The organism is Micromonospora sp. NPDC048947 (assembly GCF_040649495.1).
Lineage (GTDB): Bacteria > Actinomycetota > Actinomycetes > Mycobacteriales > Micromonosporaceae > Micromonospora > Micromonospora alfalfae.
In genome coordinates this window covers 93,088-111,993 of sequence record NZ_JBEZFO010000015.1, presented here as the reverse complement: position 1 = coordinate 111,993, position 18,906 = coordinate 93,088, and the positions used below count along the sequence as shown (strand labels likewise).

General features: G+C 71.2%; 19 protein-coding genes. 8 read left to right on the top strand and 11 right to left on the bottom strand.

Features of this window, described 5'->3' with window-relative positions:
- Positions 1–52 precede the first annotated feature (52 nt).
- A complete protein-coding gene (locus tag AB0B98_RS21825) occupies positions 53–2,299 on the top strand; it encodes an AAA family ATPase (RefSeq protein WP_357364837.1) in 2,247 nt (748 codons plus the stop codon).
- Between the two features lie 13 nt (positions 2,300–2,312).
- On the opposite strand, the gene AB0B98_RS21820 is transcribed toward AB0B98_RS21825, so the two are convergent.
- The 4 genes from AB0B98_RS21820 to AB0B98_RS21805 are packed head-to-tail and all read right to left on the bottom strand — an operon-like array spanning position 2,313 to position 4,596.
- A complete protein-coding gene (locus tag AB0B98_RS21820) occupies positions 2,313–2,924 on the bottom strand; it encodes a hypothetical protein (protein WP_357364836.1) in 612 nt (203 codons plus the stop codon).
- Positions 2,924–3,268, bottom strand: a complete 345-nt coding sequence (locus AB0B98_RS21815; RefSeq protein WP_357364833.1) for a YbaB/EbfC family nucleoid-associated protein — start codon at positions 3,266–3,268, stop codon at positions 2,924–2,926. The genes AB0B98_RS21820 and AB0B98_RS21815 overlap by 1 nt, the downstream gene beginning before the upstream one ends.
- A 9-nt stretch (positions 3,269–3,277) precedes the next feature.
- Positions 3,278–4,204 carry a WXG100 family type VII secretion target gene (locus AB0B98_RS21810; protein WP_238668723.1) on the bottom strand — a complete coding sequence of 309 codons (927 nt, stop codon included), beginning with the start codon at positions 4,202–4,204 and terminating at the stop codon, positions 3,278–3,280.
- Positions 4,201–4,596, bottom strand: coding sequence for a type VII secretion target (locus AB0B98_RS21805; protein WP_357364831.1), 396 nt, complete (start codon positions 4,594–4,596; stop codon positions 4,201–4,203). Before AB0B98_RS21805 ends, AB0B98_RS21810 begins: the two co-directional genes overlap by 4 nt.
- A gap of 135 nt (positions 4,597–4,731) precedes the next feature.
- Between AB0B98_RS21805 and AB0B98_RS21800 the strand changes: the two genes are divergently transcribed.
- The 5 genes from AB0B98_RS21800 (at position 4,732) to AB0B98_RS21780 (ending at position 8,214) form a co-directional block, all read left to right on the top strand.
- Positions 4,732–5,376: a transporter gene (locus AB0B98_RS21800; RefSeq protein WP_357364829.1), complete on the top strand. Its 645-nt coding sequence runs from the start codon at positions 4,732–4,734 to the stop codon at positions 5,374–5,376.
- Positions 5,373–5,684 carry a transcriptional regulator gene (locus tag AB0B98_RS21795; RefSeq protein ID WP_357267490.1) on the top strand — a complete coding sequence of 104 codons (312 nt, stop codon included), beginning with the start codon at positions 5,373–5,375 and terminating at the stop codon, positions 5,682–5,684. The genes AB0B98_RS21800 and AB0B98_RS21795 overlap by 4 nt, the downstream gene beginning before the upstream one ends.
- The gene (locus tag AB0B98_RS21790) at positions 5,681–6,607 is read left to right on the top strand and encodes an ABC transporter ATP-binding protein (RefSeq protein WP_357364828.1); all 927 of its coding nucleotides are present in this window, start codon (positions 5,681–5,683) and stop codon (positions 6,605–6,607) included. Before AB0B98_RS21795 ends, AB0B98_RS21790 begins: the two co-directional genes overlap by 4 nt.
- A 10-nt stretch (positions 6,608–6,617) precedes the next feature.
- Positions 6,618–7,355: an ABC transporter permease gene (locus tag AB0B98_RS21785; protein ID WP_357364827.1), complete on the top strand. Its 738-nt coding sequence runs from the start codon at positions 6,618–6,620 to the stop codon at positions 7,353–7,355.
- Positions 7,356–7,449: 94 nt separating this feature from the next.
- Positions 7,450–8,214, top strand: coding sequence for a VOC family protein (locus tag AB0B98_RS21780; protein WP_238668717.1), 765 nt, complete (start codon positions 7,450–7,452; stop codon positions 8,212–8,214).
- Here the strand turns inward: AB0B98_RS21780 and AB0B98_RS21775 are convergent.
- The 4 genes from AB0B98_RS21775 to AB0B98_RS21760 all read right to left on the bottom strand — a co-directional run bounded on the left by AB0B98_RS21775 (position 8,195) and on the right by AB0B98_RS21760 (position 13,420).
- A complete protein-coding gene (locus AB0B98_RS21775; protein ID WP_357364825.1) occupies positions 8,195–9,064 on the bottom strand; it encodes an ABC transporter ATP-binding protein in 870 nt (289 codons plus the stop codon). The genes AB0B98_RS21780 and AB0B98_RS21775 overlap by 20 nt on opposite strands.
- Positions 9,061–10,089, bottom strand: a complete 1,029-nt coding sequence (locus AB0B98_RS21770; RefSeq protein ID WP_238668903.1) for an iron ABC transporter permease — start codon at positions 10,087–10,089, stop codon at positions 9,061–9,063. Before AB0B98_RS21770 ends, AB0B98_RS21775 begins: the two co-directional genes overlap by 4 nt.
- Before the next feature lie 154 nt (positions 10,090–10,243).
- Complete coding sequence (locus AB0B98_RS21765; protein WP_238668715.1) at positions 10,244–11,173, bottom strand: ABC transporter substrate-binding protein; 930 nt, start codon at positions 11,171–11,173, stop codon at positions 10,244–10,246.
- A gap of 354 nt (positions 11,174–11,527) precedes the next feature.
- Positions 11,528–13,420 (bottom strand): M14 family metallopeptidase, encoded by a 1,893-nt coding sequence (locus tag AB0B98_RS21760; protein WP_357364822.1) that lies wholly within the window; start codon positions 13,418–13,420, stop codon positions 11,528–11,530.
- A 210-nt stretch (positions 13,421–13,630) separates the two neighbouring features.
- Between AB0B98_RS21760 and AB0B98_RS21755 the strand changes: the two genes are divergently transcribed.
- The gene (locus AB0B98_RS21755) at positions 13,631–14,968 is read left to right on the top strand and encodes a C39 family peptidase (RefSeq protein ID WP_357364820.1); all 1,338 of its coding nucleotides are present in this window, start codon (positions 13,631–13,633) and stop codon (positions 14,966–14,968) included.
- 72 nt (positions 14,969–15,040) lie between these two features.
- On the opposite strand, the gene AB0B98_RS21750 is transcribed toward AB0B98_RS21755, so the two are convergent.
- From AB0B98_RS21750 to mqnE, 3 genes are all read right to left on the bottom strand, one after another.
- A complete protein-coding gene (locus AB0B98_RS21750) occupies positions 15,041–15,352 on the bottom strand; it encodes a DUF4229 domain-containing protein (protein WP_357364818.1) in 312 nt (103 codons plus the stop codon).
- Positions 15,353–15,425: 73 nt separating this feature from the next.
- On the bottom strand, positions 15,426–15,863 hold the full coding sequence (locus tag AB0B98_RS21745; RefSeq protein ID WP_091395682.1) for a hypothetical protein: 438 nt from the start codon (positions 15,861–15,863) through the stop codon (positions 15,426–15,428).
- A 23-nt stretch (positions 15,864–15,886) separates the two neighbouring features.
- Positions 15,887–17,056, bottom strand: a complete 1,170-nt coding sequence (mqnE, locus tag AB0B98_RS21740; protein ID WP_091395685.1) for an aminofutalosine synthase MqnE — start codon at positions 17,054–17,056, stop codon at positions 15,887–15,889.
- Between the two features lie 239 nt (positions 17,057–17,295).
- Between mqnE and AB0B98_RS21735 the strand changes: the two genes are divergently transcribed.
- Complete coding sequence (locus tag AB0B98_RS21735; RefSeq protein WP_357364815.1) at positions 17,296–18,843, top strand: C40 family peptidase; 1,548 nt, start codon at positions 17,296–17,298, stop codon at positions 18,841–18,843.
- Positions 18,844–18,906: the final 63 nt, after the last annotated feature.

Here is an 18,906-nt window from a genome sequence, read left to right as displayed (position 1 = left end):
TCCGCCCCCGGACACGCGAGCGCGCAGCAGATGTGAACGATGGGACGTCAGCATGCCCGCACTTGACCTCGACACCCAGCTCAGCACCGAAACCGACCTCGACGCGGACCTGGCCGCCGAACGCGCACACCTCACCACCTCGCGGGCGGCGCTGGCTCGGATGCGGGAGCGGGCCGAGTCGCTTTTCGCCACCGGTGACCAGGTGGCCGGCGACGCGTACGCGGCCGAGACGCTCGGCCGCACCCTGGCCCGCCGGGTCGCCGAGCTGGCCGACGACCCGACCACTCCGCTCTTCTTCGGCCGCCTCGACTTCGGCGGCGCCCCGAACAACAGCACCACCGACAACGGGACCACCCACGACAGCACCACTGACCACAGCACCACCAGCAGCGGCGCCACTGACAACAACACCGTCGAGGGCAGGACCACCGACAGCAGGACCAGGGGCGACGGGACCACTGCGGGCGGGCCCGCCAGCGACCCGTCCGCGCCCGACACCAGCGGCGATCATCACGGTCGGCGGTATCACGTGGGGCGGCGGCATGTCACTGATGAGCGTGGCGAGCCGTTGGTGCTGGACTGGCGGGCACCGGTCTCCCGCTCGTTCTACCGGGCCAGTGTGCGGGATCCGCAGGGGGTGGCGGTTCGGCGGCGGTTCGGGTTCAGCAATGGTGTGCTGACCAGCTTCGAGGATGAGCGGCTGGATCGGGGCGAGGAGCTCGGTACGACCAGTCGGATCCTCACCGCCGAGATCGAGCGTCCGCGCGTCGGGCCGATGCGGGACATCGTCGCGACGATTCAGCCGGAGCAGGACGAGTTGGTCCGGGCTGACCTCGCCGACTCGATCTGTGTGCAGGGCGCACCGGGTACGGGGAAGACCGCGGTGGGTCTGCACCGGGCGGCGTACCTGCTCTACCTGCATCGGGAGCGGTTGCGGCGGGCGGGCGTGCTGATCGTCGGGCCGAACCGGGCGTTCCTGTCGTACATCGCGGCGGTACTGCCGGCGCTCGGTGAGGTCGAGGTCGAACAGGCCACTGTGGAAGAGTTGATCACCCGGGTGTCGGTCCGGGCGGTCGAGGCGCCGGCGGTGGCCGCGCTCAAACACGACGTACGGATGGCCGACGTGCTGCGGCGCGCGGTGCAGGCGCAGATCGGCACCCCTACCGAGTCGATCACCGTGTCGGACGGTTCGTTCCGCTGGCGGATCGGGGTGGAGCCGTTGCACCGAATCGTCGAGGAGACCCGCCGGGAGGGGCTGCCGTACGGCACGGGTCGGGAACGTGTCCAGGCGCGGGTGGTGAGTCTGCTGCAACGGCAGGCCGAGGCGCGGCGTGCGGAGTCGCCCAGCGATGCCTGGCTGCGCCGGATGAGCCGCTGCCGGCCGGTGCTCGACTTCTTGGACGCGGTCTGGCCGGCGCTCACCCCGGAAGGGCTGGTGCACAGCCTGTTCTCCGATCCGGACCGGCTCGCCGCAGCGGCGGACGGGCTGCTCAGCGACGCCGAGCAGGCGCAGTTGATCTGGGCGAAGCCGCCCCGTACGCCGAAGGCGACCCGGTGGACCGCCGCCGACGCGGTGTTGATCGACGAGGCGACCGGGCTGTTGGAACGGCTCTCCGGGTTCGGGCACGTGGTAGTGGACGAGGCGCAGGACCTCTCCCCGATGCAGTGTCGGGCCATCGCCCGGCGCAGCGAGCACGGCTCGGTCACGCTCCTCGGTGACCTGGCCCAGGGCACCGCGCCGTGGGCGGCGACGGACTGGAGGGAATCCCTCGCCCACCTGGGCAAGCCGGACGCGGTGGTGGTGCCGTTGACGATCGGTTTCCGGGTGCCCGCCGCAGTCGTCGCGTTCGCGAACCTGCTGCTCCCGGCGCTCGCGGTGGACGTACCGCCGGCCGAGTCGCTGCGCCATGACGGCGGCCTGGACGTGCGTGCGGTGACCGACCTGACCGCGGCGACGGTGGCCGAGGTGCGCGCGGCGCTCGCGCACGACGGCTCGGTCGGTGTGATCGCCGCTGACGACGCGGTCGACGGGCTGCGCGCGGCGTTGGCCGCGGCCGGTGTGGAAACCGCGACCGCCGACGACGTGGCGGCCGCGGAGCGGGTCACAGTGGTGCCGGCGACGCTGGTGAAGGGCCTTGAGTACGACCATGTGGTGGTGGTCGAGCCGGCGGCGATCGTCGCGGCCGAGCCGCGCGGGCTGCACCGGTTGTACGTGGTCCTCACCCGGGCGGTGTCCCGGCTGGCGGTGCTGCACGTTGCGCCGCTGCCCGCGCCGCTCGCCGGCGGGTCAGCCGGCTGACAGGGTCGGCGGGTCAGCCCGCTGACAGGGCCGCCGCGACCTCCCGCAGCGGGCGGCTGGAGTCGGCCAGCGGCACGTGGAACGACAGCCACGACCCGTCGGCGAAGTCGATCCGCAGCCGCTTCCAGTTCAACCGGTACCTGCCGACCCTGGCGGCGACGGTGGCGCGCGGCACGGACCCGAGCAGTTCGATGTCGGCCTGCGCCTGTTCGTCTGCCGCCGAGCTGGAGAGCAGCCCGACGGGTGCTGTCGCGCCGAGCAGCAGCCGCTGGTCGGTGACCCCCAGTACGAGGTTCCGGAGGCCGGGGCCCTTCGCCGCCACGGTCAGGGCCTGGTGCAGGACCGATGCCTGGGAGTCCGGTTCGCCTCGACCGCCGACACCGAAGAAGAGCCAGTCGACGGCGTTGTCGGCCCGGCCGAAGGTGATGTTCGGTGACAGCACGTTGAGCAGGACACCCAGGAAGCCCGGCCCACCAGTGGCGGTTGGGGCCGACGGCTGGGAGGGCGGTGCCGGGGTCAGCCCGCCGCCCGCTCGAACCTGGGCCACCGCGCGCACCCGCTCGTCGGCGGCCAGCAGTCGGGTGATCCCCTCGACGTACCGTGCCTGGCTCTCGTCGGCCGTCATCAGCGCCCCTCGTGGTCGCCGGGCTGGCGCGGACCGGCGCCCGGCGCGCCGATGACCTCACCGACCAACTCCCGGACCTGGGCCGCAGCGGCCTCCTGCGCCCGGTTGGCGGCTGCGGTGAACTCCTCGGCCAGGCTGTACGAATCCAGTCGCATCGCCCGTGCGTTCAGCTCCGTGGAGACGATCTTGCCGTCGGCGGCGGCGGTGACCCGCACCAGGCCGGAGTCGCTGACACCCTCGGCGGTGGTCTGCTCCAACTCCGCCATCCGGTCGGCGAGTTGCCGCTGCCATCCGTCCAGGTTGCGAGCCAGCGCCTCGATGCGGTCCAGGGCGGGGAAGGTCATGGCTGCCTCTCAGTTCACGATGGAGTCGAAGACATTCTGCACACCCGCTGTGTACGGGCCCAGGTCCTCGCTGTACGTGCCGTCCACCAGGTAGTTGCGGTCCTTGTGCCCGTCGGAGATGTCGTGCAGGCCCACGCCGGTGTCCAGCAGAGCGCCGCCAAAGCCGGGGATGTTGACCGGCGAGACCTGATTGATGACGAACTTGCCGGGAAACAGAGTCTTGAGCTTCTCGACCTGGAAGGCGCGCCCCTCGGCCGTCCAGCCGCCTTTGCTGAGCAGCTTGTACTGCTTCTTGCGCTGCTTGAGCTCCATGACGGTGTCCGCGTACTTGCGGAGCTGCCCGGCGACCTTGCCCAGCCGGGCGGCGAGGCGGGTGAGCACCTCGGCGAACCGGGCCACGATCTTGACCATCCGACCCACAGTGGTGGCCAACCTGGCCAGCACCCGGACCACTGTGGCGGCCAGCGAGACGCCGGCGCTCAGCGCCGCGGCCACCGCCGCGATGATCACCTCGGTGAGGAACCAGAGCAGGAACTCGAGGATCAGCTCGACCAGCAGATTGAACGCGTCCACCGCCGCGTTCGCCGCCTCGACCAGCACCTCCTTGGTGCCGTCGAGCCCCTGGGCGAGCTCCTCGATCGCCGCCTCCACCGATTCCATCGAGGCATGGAAGCTGTCGGCGGCGTCGCCGGTCCAGGCGCCGCGCAACCGGGCCCGGTCGGCGATCTGGTCACCGGCGATCTCCCGCACCGCCGCACCGGTGTCCAGGCAGAGCTGCGCAGCCCGCATCAGGTCGTCCGGTTCGCCAGCGACCAGCTCCAGCAGTTGCTCGAACGGCCAGAGCACCGCGTTGGAGAGCGGCTTGAAGGGTTCGGGTGTGCCCGAGACGATCTGCTCGAAGTAGGTCTTGTTGCGCTGCAACGCCTCGGTGCTCACGCGGGCACCGACCCGCTCGGAGTGGCGGCGCCACCCGACCAGGGGCCGGGCGCGATGACGTCGGGAGCGGGCGGGCGGCCGGGCACGAACAGGTCGGTGTTCGCCGCGTCGGTGCCGGTGTAGGCGGCGGCGGTGTCGGTGAGCCCTTCGGCGATGTCCGCCATCATCTCGGCACCGTCGGCGAGCCCCTGAAGGCACGCCTCGAACTGCTCGGTGTACGTCGCCGCGAGGCTGAAGGACGCCGGCATCACTCCGAAGGCGTGCCGGGGCACGTGGCCGTCGCCGAAGGCGCGGTGCAGCTCGCGAAAGCGGGCCGCCCGATCCTTGGACCCCGCGGCGAACGCCGTCAGGGCCTCCGGCTGGACCTCCAGCTCATTGCTCGGGCTTGACACGGACCCTCCCCTGTGGGCTGTGCGACGGATCAGTCGCCGCGACTCCCCACCATAGGCACTGCTCGCCGCGATCGGGGGTCCCGGCCGGTGATGGCGGGGTCACCCAGCTCGACTTTGTATCGTAAAGTAGTTTGCGTGGACCTCGACGATGATTCACCACCCACCGACGCCGCGGCAGCGCTGCGGCTGATCCAGCACCAACGGTCGGCGACGGCACGCCGGCTCGACCCCGACGCCCGCCTGCTCTACTGGCCATGGGGTGTCGCCTGGCTGGTCGGTTTCGGGCTGTTCTTCCTGCGGTTCTCCCCCGGTGATCGGGCGCTGGTCGCACTGCCGAGCTGGCTGCCGCTGACAGTCCTCTTCGTCCTGCTCGCCAGCGCCGGGGCGATCCAGGCGGTGGTCAGCGTACGGGCCTACGGCCAGGTGACCGGCGAGTCCGCCCAGCGTGGACGCTGGTACGGGTACGCCTGGGCCCTCGGCTCGGTGAGCGTCTACGCGGGGCTGGGCCGGATCTCCGAGCACCTGCCGCACGACCTGGCGGCGCTGCTCTGGTCGGCGACCGCCGTCGGGCTGACCGGCGCGCTGCACATGGCGGGCGGGGCGGTCTGGCTGGACCAGGACCTGTTCCGGCTGGGCGTCTGGATCAGCGTGATCAACGTGATCGGGGCGATCGCCGGGCCGGGCTGGCACCCGCTCGTCGTGGCGGTGGCCGGCGGCGGCGGAATGCTGGTGGCCGGCGCGCTCGCCCGGCGGCGACAGCGACAGCGACAGCAGCCGTGACCGAGCTGGATCCGGTCATCCACGCGCAGGCCCGGCTGCGGGTGGTGGCCAGCCTCTCCGCTCTCAACGTCGGCGACAAGATCGCGTTCCCCCGCCTACAGGAGCTGCTCGCGATGACCGCCGGCAACCTCTCGGTGCACCTGCGCAAGCTCGAGGACGCCGGCTATGTGGAGATCAGCAAGACCCATCGTGGACGCACCCCGGCGACCCTGGTCGGGCTCAGCCGGCGAGGTCGGCTGGCGTTCGAGGAGTACACCGAATCGATCCGCGCCCTGCTCGACCCCACCCAGTCGAAGGAGCAGCCATGACCCTCGCCCGCGCCGAACAGGCCAGCCGCCGGTACGGCGACGTCCTCGCCCTCGACCGTGTCGACCTTGAGGTCCGGGCCGGTGAACTGGTCGGCCTGCTCGGGCCGAACGGCGCCGGCAAGAGCACCCTGATGAAACTGCTGGTGGGGCTGCGCCGCCCCAGCTCGGGGCGGGTCGAGCTGTTCGGCGGAGACCCCCGCGACGCGGCGAGCCGGCGACACATCGGGGTCACGATGCAGGAGACCGGCCCACCCAGCACGCTGCGCGTCGGCGAGGTCGTCGACTTCGTCTCCGCGCACTACCCCGACCCGGTGCCCCGGGCGGAGCTGCTCGACCGCTTCGGCCTCGCCGACCTGGCCCGACGGCAGACCGGTGGGCTCTCCGGCGGGCAACGCCGCCGGTTGGCGGTGGCGTTGGCGTTCGTCGGCCGACCCCGCCTGGTGCTGCTCGACGAACCAACCACGGGCCTGGACGTGGCCGCCCGGCACACCCTGTGGGACGCGATCCGGGCGTTCCACGACGACGGCGGCACAGTGCTGTTGAGCAGTCACTACCTGGAGGAGGTGGAGGCGCTCGCCCGCCGGGTGGTGGTCATCGGGCAGGGCCGGGTGCTCGCCGACGACACGGTCGACGCGGTGCGCGGCATCGTGGGCGTACGCCGGGTCAGCCTGGTCGCCGACGACCTGCCCGACCTGCCGGGGGTGGTCCGCACCGAACGGGTCGACGGTCGGTTGCACCTGCTCACCACCGACGCCGACGAGCTGGTCCGAGCGCTGGTCACGGCCCGGACCCCGTTCACCGACCTGGAGGTACGGCCGACCTCGCTGGAGGAGGCGTTCCTCGCCATCACCAACGCAGACGTGCCAGCCGACACCGGCCGACCCACCACCGCCGCTGCCGGCGGCCGACCCACCACAGTCTGAGGAGGCGACAGTGCAGCTCGCCCTGGTCCACGCCCGCTACCAACTCCTGGAGATCATCCGGATCCCGGTGGCCGTCTTCGGCAGCGCCTTCTTCCCGGCCGCCTCCATGATCTTCTTCGTGGTGCCGTTCGCCGGTGACGACCCGGTCGGCGCCACCTACGCCACCGCGTCGATGGTCACCTTCTCGGTGATGAGCGCCAACATCTTCCAGTACGGCGTCGGTGTCGCCGAGGACCGCGACCAGCCCTGGAACCCGTACACCCGGACCTTGCCGGCCGGGCCGACCCCGCGGTTCGCCGGCCGGGTGCTGGCCGGCCTGGCGCTGACCTACCTCTCGCTGATCCCGGTCGTGGTGATCGGCGCGACGCTGACCGCGGCCCAGCTCACCCCGGCGGCGTTCCTGCTGGCCCTCGGCACCGTGGCAGTCATCTCGGTGCCGTTCACACTGATGGGGCTCGCCATCGGCTACTCGCTGCCGAGCAAGGCGGCGATCGTGGTGGCGCAGGTGGTGTTCCTGCCGCTGGCGTTCGGCGGCGGCCTGCTCTCCGCGCCGGGCGACGCGCCCGGGTTCATCGAGACGATCGCGCCGTACCTGCCCACCCGGGGCGCGGCCGAACTGATGTGGGCGGCGGTTGGCGACTACTCCGTGGAGCCACTGGCACTGATCATGCTCGGTGTCTGGGTGGTGCTGCTCGCCGCGCTCGCCGGTTGGGCGTACCGGCGGGACGAGGGTCGCCGGTTCAGCTGACGATTCGTCCGTTTCCGCCCCGAGCCGCGGCGGGACGGTGCCAGGATTCCGGCAGGGGGCCGCCGTGGCCGCCCGGGCCGAGAGGGGTCTTGACGTGAGCACCGTCCCGCCGGGTACGCCCTGCTGGGCCGACCTGGCCACCCCGGACCTGACCGACGCGCGGCGCTTCTACCCGGAACTGTTCGGGTGGACCGGCCAGGTCACCCCGGAGCCCGAGGCGGGCGGCTACACGGTCTTCCTGCTCGACGGCAAGCCGGTGGCCGGCGCCGGCCCGCCCGCGATCCCGGACCAGGTCCCGATCTGGTCCACGTACCTCGCCACCGACGACGCCGAACTGGTCGCCGGCCGGGTCGAACGGGCCGGCGGGCAGGTGGTCGTACCCCCGTTCGAGGTCTTCGACAGGGGTTGGATGGCGGTCTTCGCCGACCCGGCCGGCGCCACGTTCAGCGTCTGGCAGCCGCTGGCCATGGCCGGTGCCGAGGTGTTCAACGTGCCGGGCGCGATGAGCTGGAACGAGCTGGTCACCCCCGACCCCGAGGGCGCGAAGGTCTTCTACGAGCTGGTGTTCGGCTGGCAGCCCGACGACCAGGCGGTGGGCGCGATGACGTACACCGGGTGGCGGCTCGGGACGCAGATCGTCGCCGGGATGATGCCGCCGCTGGCCGACGACTTCCCGGCCGACCTGCCCGCGTACTGGACGGTGTACTTCGCGGTGGCCGACGCGGACGCCGCCGCGGCCCGCGCTTCCGAGCTGGGCGGAACGATCCTGGTCCCGCCCCGCGACATCCCGGCGGGCCGCTTCGCCGCCCTGCGCGACCCCCAGGGCGCCCTCTTCTCCGTCATCGACCTGGGCCCCTGACGAACCCATCGCGCGCCCCGACCCTGGCCACGTCAGCAGCGGGGCTCAGGGGGCGGGTGGGACGGACGGGGACCACCAACGGGCCGTGGGCCCCGGGGACCACCCGGACGCTGGCCCGGTAGTGGGTGGCGAGCAGGTCCTCGGTCAACACCTCGGACGGAGTTCCGGCGGCCACCACCTGACCGGCGGCGAGCATCACCATCCGGTCGGCGTACTCACCGGCCAGGGAGAGGTCGTGCATGGTGGCCAGGACGGTGAGGCCGTGCTCCCGGCGTAGCTGGTCGACGACTTCGAGCACGTCCTGCTGGTGGCCGATGTCGAGCGCGCTGGTCGGCTCGTCGAGCAGCAACAGCGTCGCGCCCTGGGCGAGCGCGCGGGCGAGGAACACCCGCTGTCGTTCGCCGCCGGAGAGGGTGGCCAGTTCGCGACGGTGGAAGCCGGCGAGGTCCAACCGCCCCAGCACCTCGTGCACGGCGTCGACGTCGGCGGTCGACTCCCGGCCCAGCGTCGGGATGTACGGGGTGCGGCCGAGCAGCACGTAGTCCAGCACCGACATGCCGGGCGGCACCACCGGCGACTGTGCCACAGTGGCCACTATTCGGGCGCGGTCCCGACGGCGCAGCGCGGCACTCGGCGTACCGAAGAGGGTGATCGCTCTCGGCGCGGGCAGCAGGCCGCCGACGGCGCGCAACAGTGTGGATTTGCCAGCGCCGTTCGGGCCGATCACGGTGACCCATTCGCCGACGGCGACGGTGAGGTCGACGCCGGTCAGGATCGGCGTGCCACCGAGGGCTACGTGCAGCCCGCGCACCTCGACGGCCGCCGCACCGGCGACGGGTTCGCGGCTCACGTGAGCACTCGCCGGGCGGTCCGCAGCACGAGGACGAAGAACGGGCCGCCCAGCAGGGCGGTCACCACCCCGATCGGCAGCTCGGACGGAGCGGCGACGGTGCGGGCCACCACATCGGTCAGCGCCAGGAACGCGCCACCGAACAGCAGTGACATCGGCAGGATCACCCGGTAGCTGGACCCAGCGAGCAGCCGGACGGTGTGCGGCACGATGATGCCGACGAAACCGATCAGGCCGGTGGCGGAGACCGCCGCCGCGGTGCCCAGCGAGGCGGCGGCGATCAACAGGTATCGGGTGCGCTGCGGGTGCAGGCCCAGACTTCTCGCCTCGTCGTCGCCGACCGCGAGGACATCCAGCTCGCGGCGGTGCAGCAGCACCACCACTGTGGTGAGCACGGCGTACGGCAGCACCAGCAGCACGTCGTGCCAACCGGCGGTGGCCAGCCGGCCGAGCAACCAGGAGTAGACCGGCTGGATGGTGTCGGCGTGTCGTTGCAGAAGGTACGTCTGCCCGGCGGAGAGGAACGCGGAGACCGCCACCCCGGCCAGGATCAGCATGGCCGGTGACCCGCGTCGCCCCCCGGCCGCGCCGAGCACGTAGGTCATCGTGACGGCGAGCAGCGAACCGGCGAACGCGGCCAGCGGAATGGTCATCGGCAAGCCGGAGAGCGTGCCCTGCTGACCGGCGCCGCCGAGGGCGATGGCCGCGGTGACCGCGAGGCCGGCGCCGGCGGCCACACCGAGCAGGTACGGGTCGGCCAGCGGGTTGCGGAACACGCCCTGGTAGCAACCACCGGCGAGGGCGAGCAGACCGCCGACGAGCAGGCCCAGCACCACCCGGGGCAGGCGCAGCTCGGTGACGATCGCGATCTCCCGCTCGGTCAGCCCACTGTCGAGGTGCACCCCGGGAAACAGGTTGAGCAGCTCGGCGGCGACGCTGCCCGGGGGCAGGCTCACCGGGCCGAGCGACACCCCGACGACGAGCGCGACGAGCACCGCGACCAACCCCGCGACCAACCACCGCATGCGCAGCCCGGCGGGCCGGGCCCCGGACGGCAGCCCGGCGGGCCGGGCCCCGGAACGTGGCTCGGCCCGCGAGGCTGTCGGCGGCGGCTCGGCCAGTCGACCGGTTGGTGCCGGATCGGACACCTGTCGCGGCCCGGTCACTGACTGACGACGGTCATGCGGGCACCTTGGCGACCGCGTCGATGATGACCCGGAGCAGGTCCACGACCCGTGGGCCCCAGCGGGAGGCGATGTCATCGTTGAGGGCGACGACCTGGTTGTTCTTCACGGCGGTGAGGCCGGCCCAGCCACTGCGTGCCTTGACCGTGTCGGCGCTCTGCTGGCAGCACTTGGCATCGGCCAGGAAGACGAAGTCCGGGTCGGCCTTGACGATGAACTCCTGGGACAGCTGCGGGTAGCCGAAGTTCTTACCGTCCGCGTCGGCCGGGTCGGCGATGTTCGTCAGGCCGGCCTGGCTGTAGAGCGAGCCGATGAAGGTCTTGCTGGTGGCGCTGTACAGCTCCGGGCCCAGCTCGTGGAAGTAGGTGAGCTTCTCGGTGCGCTGCGGCAGGTCCTTGACCAGCTTGGCGATGTCGTCCTTCATCCGGGTGGCGACGTCGGTGGCCTGGTCGGCGTGCCCGGTCAGCGTGCCCAGCTCGGTGATCTGCCGGTACGAGTCGTCGAGCGTGGTCGCCGCCGGGGTCTGGTACACCGGGATCTTCAGCTTGCCGAGCTGCTCGACGATCTTGTTGCGGTCGTCGGAGAGCACCACGAGGTCAGGGTTCCTACCGGCGATCGCCTCGGCGTTCGGCTGGAAGGCGGAGAGGTCGGTCTTGGGCACGTCGGCCGGGTAGTTCGACTGGTCGTCGACGGCTGTCACCTGCGGACCGGCACCGATCGCGAAGAGCATCTCGGTGGCGGAGGGCGACAGCACGACGATCTTCTCAGGGCGCTTGTCGAGGGTGAGCGCGCCGACGGTGACCGGGTAGGCGGCGGCTGCGGTGCCGGCGTTCGGCTGGTCGTCGGCCTTGTCGGCGCAGGCGCCGAGGGCGAGCGCGGTAACCGCGAGTGTCGCCGCGAAGAGTCGAGGGGTACGTCTGTTCATGGGGGCCTCCTGTCGGTCGAGGAGTGTGGTGCTTCGCCGACAGGGACTTTCGTACGCCCGCCCACGAGGCGCCCTTCCTCGAGAGCGCGTTTCGCGACCGATCCGTAGGCGACCTGGCTCGTCCCCACCTGGCGGTGGGGCATCACAGTTGCGGGACAGCGCCGGGATGAGCACCGGCTTCGCTGCGGACTGGTCGCTAAGACGGTAGCGCACCGCCAGGAGATGCCGGATCGATCAAGGGCCGATCAGACTGGATCGATCGCGGAGCCGTGGCGCACGAGGGGTTTGTCCCGGATCTGGAGGCTCAGGAATGGGTGGTGGGGCCCCGCCGGGGCGGGACGGGACCCCACCCGATCAGGAGGACGTGATGGTGACGTTGTCCACAGCCGCCTCCACGAGGCTGGCTCCGGACGCGTCCGCCGCCTCGACGAGCACGCGGACCGACTGGCCGGCGTACGGGGTGAGGTTGAGGTTGGCGACCGCCCAACTCCCGTTGCGGTTGCTGGCCGCGCCGGCCTGGGTGAGCAGCGCTGTGGTGCCGCCGTTGTGCACCACGCTCACCCGCAGGTAGTCCGCCGACGAGGCGTTCGAGCCGTGCGCCAGGTACCAGGCGAGCGAGAGGGTCAGCGTGCCGGAGGACGGCAGGGTCACCGCCGGTGACCGGGCGCTGGTCACGCCGCCGTCCAGGTCGTAGTCACCGGCCGCCGAGCCGGCCAGCCGGCCGGTGACCAGGTCGTTGGACCCGGCGTACGGGGTGAGCTGCTTGGCCCCGGAGGACGTGGTCGCCTGGGCGGCGCCCCGCTCGAACGCACCAGCCGTGGCGGTGTCGGTGCCGGCCGGGTTGATGGTCCAGCCGGTGGCGGTCTCGAAGGTGTCCGACCAGACGGTGGTGCCGCCACCCCCGCCGCAGTACTGCGACTGCTTGCCGATGGCCCGGTACGCGCAGTCGGCGTACTCGCTGAGGATCAGCACCGCCTCGCGGTTACGCGAGGTCTGCGCCGGGATCACCTCGTCGGGCGGGTAGAAGCCGCCGCCACCGGACGAGCCCGGGTACATCTCGAACGTGTACGCCCAGATGTTGTGGGTGGCCCACATCCAGTCGAGGCTGTCCCCGTCGGTGATGTAGAGATCGCTGGACTGTTCCGGCGTGTAGCCGTTGGTTGCGGCCATCTGCTGACCGATGGTGGCGAAGGTGTTGTACTGGTCCGCGTTCATCCCGGTCGCGGTGTTCGCCGTGGTGTAGCCGTAGGGCCAGAGCACCAGCTGCGAGTACGTGTGGAAGTCGATGTTCGCCTTGATCTGCTGCACACCGCCGACCACCCGGCCGTTGACGAAGTTGCGCAGCGCCTGCGTCTCGGGCGCGGAGAACGCCGACGGCCCCCGGTAGGTCTCCGACGAGGTGCTGCCGGACGAGCCGCCGCAGCATCCCCAGTTGTAGGACCAGTTGCGGTTCAGGTCGGTGCCGACGTTGGACGAGCCACTGTTGGGTTGCCGGTTCTTGCGCCAGGACCGGTACGACCCGGTGGCGATGTCGTACTCGCTGCCGTCCGGGTTGACGGTCGGCACGATCCAGAGCTCCCGGCCGTTGACGATGTTGGTGATCCGGGAGTCGCTGCCGTAGCTGTCGGTGAAGAGGTTGAGCAGGTAGATCGCCATCTCGACGGTCAGGTGCTCGCGGGCGTGCTGCTGGGAGTTGAACAGGATCTCCGGCTCGTTCTCGTCGGTGCCGACGTTGTCGGAGATCTTCACCGCCATCAGGTCGCGGCCCTCGTACGACGAACCGATGCTGATCTTGCGCGCGATCGCCGGATGGTCCGCGACGACCTGGTTCACGACGGCTGTCAGTTCCGCGTAGTCGTGGTAGTTCGAGTCGGCCGGCGGGAAGGCCAGCGCGCCGAAGTCGCCGGCGCCGCGCTCGGCGTTGGGCGGCGGGGCGAGCGGTTCCAGCCGGAAGCCGAGCTTGCCGATCGCGGCGGCCTCGGCGGCGGTGGCCGAGATGTGCAGCACGCCGTGTTCGGAGTAGTCGATGGCGGCTCCGGTGCGGGCCACCGCGTTGCGGTCGGCGAGGGTCCGGGGCCCGAGCACCCGGTAGCCGGCGGCGACCTGCTCAGCGGTGCGGTCCGGTGCCGGTCGGGCGGCGGTCGGGCCGGCGGTGACCGGGCCGGCGGCGACGGTGACGATGCCCAGCCCGGTGACGACGGCGAGCACCAGGACACGGCGGAGGGGGGTGGGCGTGCGGAGGGCCATGGACTACCTCCTCGATGGGCGGGAGATCCCGCTCGGTGAAGGACACTTCACCACCTGTCACATGGTCATATCAATATTGATCGCTGCGTTGGCCATCCCAGGCGGATCATCATGGCGGCAATGATTTTCCACCTATCAACATCTGGCGAAACTTCCCTCCAAGCGGAAAACTGACCAGCGACGATGCCCCCTCGACACCGCGGAGCACCAATGGCCAGATCCCGCCTGCGCGCGGCCGCCCTCGCCGGCGTCACCACGCTCGCCCTGCTCACCAGCGCCGCGCCCGCGCTAGCGGCCCACCCGCCCGCCCCCGCCCACGACGAGCAGATCACCTACCAGGACTGGTCCGGGCCCGCCGACTGGCACCGGGGCAGCCGGGCCGGCACCCGCGTCGTGCCCGGCGCCCGAGCGGGCATCACACTGGCAAGCCCGGCCGGCACCACCGAGTACGCGGACCCGCACACCGGCGCCACCCGCACCTGGGAGTACGGCACCTGGACCTCGCCGGTGACCCGGATCGGGTTCGACGCCACCGAACTGATCGCCTCCTGGAACGCGGAGACCCCCGCCGGCACCTGGATCCAGGTGGAGATGCAGGGCAGCTACACCAGCGGCGACCAGACCCCGTGGTACGTCCTGGGTCGCTGGGCGTCCGGCGACACCGACATCAAGCGGACCAGCGTCAACCGGCAGGGCGACCCCTGGTCGACGATCTGGACCGACACCTTCAGCATCGACGACGCCACCGCAGGGGTGCTGCTGCGGTCGTACCAGCTCAAGCTGACCCTCTACCGCGCACCCGGGCAGAGCGCCGCCCCGGTGGTCCGGATGCTGGGCGCGATGAGCTCCACGGTGCCGGACCGGTTCACAGTGACCCCGAGCGCCGGGCACATCGCCTGGGGCCGGGAGCTGCCGGTGCCGCGCTACTCGCAGAACGTGCACTCCGGGCACTACCCCGAGTACGACGGCGGCGGCGAGGCATGGTGCTCACCCACCTCGACGGAGATGGTGGTCGAGTACTGGGGACGCAGACCGTCGGCGGCCGACACCTCCTGGGTGGACCCGACCTACCCCGACCCGACCGTCAACCACGCCGCCCGGATGACCTACGACTACGCGTACGACGGCGCGGGCAACTGGCCGTTCAACACCGCGTACGCGGCCAGCTTCCCCGGGCTGGAGGGTCGGGTGACCCGGCTGCACTCACTGGACGAGCTGGAGCGTTTCATCGCCGCCGGCATTCCCGTCGTGACCAGCCAGTCCTTCCTCGCCAGTGAGCTGGACGGGGCGAACTACGGCACCTCCGGGCACCTCTTCGTGGTGGTCGGCTTCACCGCCGACGGCGACGTGATCGTCAACGACCCGGCCTCGTCCAGCAACGACGTGGTGCGCAACGTCTACAAGCGTGAGCAGTTCGAGCAGATCTGGCTGCGCACCAAGCGCACGAACGCCAGCGGTGGTGTTTCCGGCGGCTCCGGCGGCATCGCGTACCTGATCAAGCCCACCGCCAAGCCCTGGCCCAAGGTCCCCGGCTCCACCAACTGGTAGCCCCACGCCCAGCGCCGTTGATCATGAAGTTATTGCCCGACTACTCGGCGTGTCGTGGCAATAACTTCATGATCAACGCGGGGAGTCTGGGGCCTGGGTGGGAGGGTCAGGGGTGGGGGTTTGGTCAGGAGTGGGGGTTTGGTCTTCGCCGGCCAGGGCGGAGCGGAGGCGTTCCTTCTCGGTGCGGCGACGCTCGGCTGCCTCGGCGATCTCCCCGGCCATCTCGTCCCGCCAACCACGCAGCAGGAAGAAGGAGAGCGCAGCGGAGAACACCAGCGCCAGCATCAGCTTCAGGAACACGTTCATGTCGATCAGCCAGAGGCCGGCCAGCACGGCGACGAACAGCCCGATCCGGCCCAGCGTGTACTTGAGCGCGGCGCTCACCTGCACCACTCCGTTCTCTCCGTCGCCCGCCACTGCCGGCGGAAGGGTCGAGCCGCCCGGCGGGCGGTCGTGGTCAGCCGGTCCGGCGGGCCAGCCAGCGGACACCCGGGAACCAGAGGGCCGCGTACGCCACTGTGAACGCCCCCGCCGCCAACGCGCCGGAGAGCAACGGCGGCAACCCCGCGCCCAGACCGGCGATCAGCAGCCCGGCGAACACCCCGACGGCAGCGGCGACCACCGCCGCCACCACCCGGGCCGCGCCGAACTCCCAAGCCCGGAAGTCGTCCCAGAACAGCCAGGCGGGCAGGATCACCGCCAGCCAACCATTCGTGTGCCCGAAGTCGCCGGCGCCGATCGAGGCGAACGCCCAGTCGAACAACACCAACGCGAGCACGCCGATGACCAGGCCGGCCAGGCACACCCCGAGCAGATCGCCCAGGGTACGGATGCGGCCCTCGGCGTCCCGGCGGGGAAACCCGCTCTGCTGCTCAGGTCCTCGTTGCTCGGTCATCGACTGCGAGGGTACGTGGTGACTCAGGCCCAGACCTGCTGCGGCTCGGCACGCCGCTCGGCCAGCGACGGGGCCTTGTCGTACTCCCGGACCACGTTGTAGCGGGTGTCCCGCTCGACGGGCTGGAAGCCGGCGTCCCAGATCAGGTGCAGCAGGTCGTCCCGGTGCATCGTGTTCGGGGTGCCGTACGAGTCGGCGTCGTGGGTGATCTTGTATTCGACGACGGAGCCGTCCAGGTCGTCCACGCCGAAGTTCAGCGAGAGCTGGGCCACCGACAGCCCGTGCATCACCCAGAAGTTCTTCAGGTGCGGCACGTTGTCGAAGAGCAGCCGGGAGACGGCGAACGTCTTCAGCGACTCGGCCGGCGAGGCCATCGTGGTGCGCGCCTGGATCCGGTTGCGGATCTTGCCGTCCGCCGAGTCGACGAAGTCGTGCTGGTAGCGCAGCGGAATGAAGACAGCGAAGCCGCCGGTCTCGTCCTGCAACTCGCGCAGCCGCAGCACGTGGTCGACGCGGTGCCGGGGCTCCTCGATGTGGCCGTACAGCATCGTCGCCGGGGTCTTCATGCCCTTGCTGTGCGCCAGGGCGTGGATGCGCGACCAGTCTTCCCAGTGGCAGGCGTGGTCGACGATGTGCTGCCGGACCTCCCAGTCGAAGATCTCCGCGCCACCACCGGTCAGCGACTCCAGACCGGCGTCCATCAGCTCGTCGAGGATCTCGTCGGCGCTCAGGCCGCTGATCTTCTCGAACCACTGCACCTCGGTCGCCGTGAAGCACTTGAGCTTCACGTTCGGCAGCGCCGCCTTCAGCTCGCGCAGCACCTTCGGGTAGTAACGCCAGGGCAGCGTGGGGTGCAGGCCGTTGACGATGTGCAACTCGGTGAGCTGCTCGTCCTCCATCTCCTTGGCCTTGCGGACGGCCTCGTCGATGCGCATCGTGTACGCGTCCTTCTCGCCCGGCTTGCGCTGGAACGAGCAGTACGCACAGGACGCCGAACAGACGTTTGTCAGGTTGAGGTGCCGGTTGACGTTGAACATCACCCGCTCGCCGTTCAGCTCGGTGCGCTTGTGGTGCGCCAGCCGTCCCAGCCAGGTCAGGTCGTCGCTCTCGTAGAGGGCGACCCCGTCCTCCCGGGTCAGCCGCTCACCGGCGTACACCTTCGCTTCGAGCTCACGCTTGAGTCCGGCGTCCATGGCACGTCCCTTCCACCTGCGGTCCGGATCGAGCGTACGTCGCGGTGCCGACGGGCCCGGCGGCACGGTCGCCGGCAGCGATCCACTTCACCAGACTCTCAGCCTCCCGTAACCCGACAACGCATCGACATGAGTGGCGCGGTGCGGTAGTAACAAGGTGGGGCGGAACACACACACTGGTACCGTCCCGGCGGTCGCGCCCACCGAGCGCGGCGACGAGCGGTTGGACGGGGAGCGGCATGATCTACAGCGGGCGCGGGCGACGGCAGCGACGACGGAGCCCGGTGATCTCGCCGGTCCTGCGTCCGAAGCTCTGGGCCGCCCTGCTCGGCGCGATCGCCGCGGCCGTGCTGGCCACCCCCGCGTACGCGGAGCCCGGCGTGCCGACCACGGTGCCGGACACCGGTTCGCGCCCGGCGGTCACCGGCTCGCTTCAGCTGCCCGGTGGCGCGCCGGTCGCCGGCGTGACCGTTCCTCCGGTGGTCAACATCGGCAACGGTCCGCTGGCCACCGCGATCTCCGCCGGGGAGGCCCAGGTCGGGGCGCTCGGCGAGGAGCTGCTGGTGAGGCGGCAGAAACGCGTCGACGCTCAGGCGCAGCTCGACGCGGCCGGCAAGGCGCTGGCGACCGCGCAGGACGCCCTGCTCCGGGCCCAGCAGACGGCCGACACCGCCGCCGCCGAGGCCGTCAAGGCCGCCGCCGCGCTGCCGCCGGGCGAGCTCGCCCAGGACATCCGTGGGCTCAGCCGTCTCCAGGCGATCACCCGGGGCGAGAAGGTCGACGGCGGCACCACAGGGGTGGCCGGGGAGCTGTCCCGGGCCCGCGCCGGCGAGCAGGCCGCGTACCAGAAGCACGCCGACGCCAAGAATCTGCTCGTCGCCGCCGAGGCGGAGTTCACCACCGGTGAGACGGCGCTCCGCACCGCCGAGGCGAGCCTGCTCAAGCTGCGCCGGGACAACGCCGCCGCGCTGATCGAGATCGAGCGCCAGCAGGAAGCCGCCGAGCAGCAGATCGGCGCCGGCTACGTCTCCAACCAGAGCATCAGCGGCATGGCCGCGCACCCCCGGGCACTGGCAGCGGTCCGGTACGCGCTCGCCCAGCTCGGCGACCCGTACAAGTGGTCCGAGGAGGGGCCGAACCAGTTCGACTGCTCCGGCCTGATGTGGGCGGCGTACCGGTCCCCCGGCGCCGACTACTTCGATCTGCCCCGGGTCTCCCGCGACCAGTACGCCGCCACCCGGGGGCGCACCGTTCCGCAGAGCGCGCTGCTCCCCGGCGACCTGCTCTTCTTCGCCTCGGGCAGCAGCTGGACGACGATCCACCACGTCGGCATGTACATCGGCAACGGCAAGATGGTGCAGGCACCCACCACTGGCGACGTCGTCAAGATCTCCGTCGTCCGCTGGTCCCGGCTGTACGCCGCCACCCGGGTGATCGGCGCGGTGCCGGCGCCGGTCGTGACCAACCCGACCCCGCCGGTCTCGACCCCGAAGCCGACGCCCACCCCGTCGCCGACGAAGACCACCAAGCCGACGCCCACGCCGACGCCGACGAAGACCACCAAGCCGACGCCCACGCCCACGCCGACGCTGACGACCACCCCGACGCCCACCCCCTCCGTCAGCAAGACGCCGAAGCCGTCGAACACCCCGAGCAACACTCCGTCGACAGCGCCCTCGGCACCGACCAACGCGCCGACCAGCGCGTCTCCGACGACCACGCCGAAGGCCAGCACGAGCGCGACGGGCAGTAGCAGCGCGACGGGCAGCCCCAGCGCCACGGGCTGATCCGCCACGACCGCTCCGGCTGTCCGCTCGGGACGATCTGTGGCACCGTGACAACCAGGCACA